This is a genomic window from Vibrio olivae, from assembly GCF_042428525.1.
GTDB lineage: Bacteria > Pseudomonadota > Gammaproteobacteria > Enterobacterales > Vibrionaceae > Vibrio > Vibrio olivae.
On sequence record NZ_JBHMEP010000093.1, the window covers coordinates 1 to 587 of the forward strand.

At 53.5% G+C, this 587-nt stretch carries 1 protein-coding gene; it reads right to left on the minus strand.

Going from position 1 to position 587, the window contains the following annotated elements:
* Positions 1–91: 91 nt before the first annotated feature.
* Positions 92–587 (minus strand): hypothetical protein (locus ACFFUV_RS24165; protein WP_512701411.1); only part of this gene is annotated, 496 nt, incomplete at its 5' end.

Here is a 587-nt window from a genome sequence, read left to right on the forward strand (position 1 = left end):
TCCCGGATCAAGACGGTGGAGAGGTCCGCCATCTGCAATGAACTGATTCCCATTTCCAATTGGGGATTTGAAGCCAATTTCCAGAGAAATCCTAAAAGCCTGTACCATTCCTACGGCGTGTACCTGAACGCGAACGGAACGGATTTGACGGATGAAATCCAGTTCCATTCCGACGATAACGTGTTCGCTTTGGTCGCCGAATATCCAGGGATGACAACTCCTTTAAATTCGCCAGTACGAAATACTGGTGCCGTTCATCCTGAAGAGCGGCGGAAGCCGGACGGGCCTCAAACTTGTCCCGGTTCAGGATCACTTCCACAAAAGACCGTTCCTTATCCTCCAGCGTTACTTCCCCCAGCCTGGAGACGACATCTACAAACTCCTTGAAGGTAATCGGCGTGGGTGTGATGACGAACAAACCGCCTCCGGTACCCTTCCGGTCGTAAAACATCGGCTCGTCTCCGGACTGGGTCATCCGTTTCAGATAACTCTTCACCATGTCCCGGTTGGCCGCGTTGACACCTACCACCCACAACCCCAGAACACCCTGGTCCTGCTTGCGGGCAATAGCGGAAAACAGGGGCCTC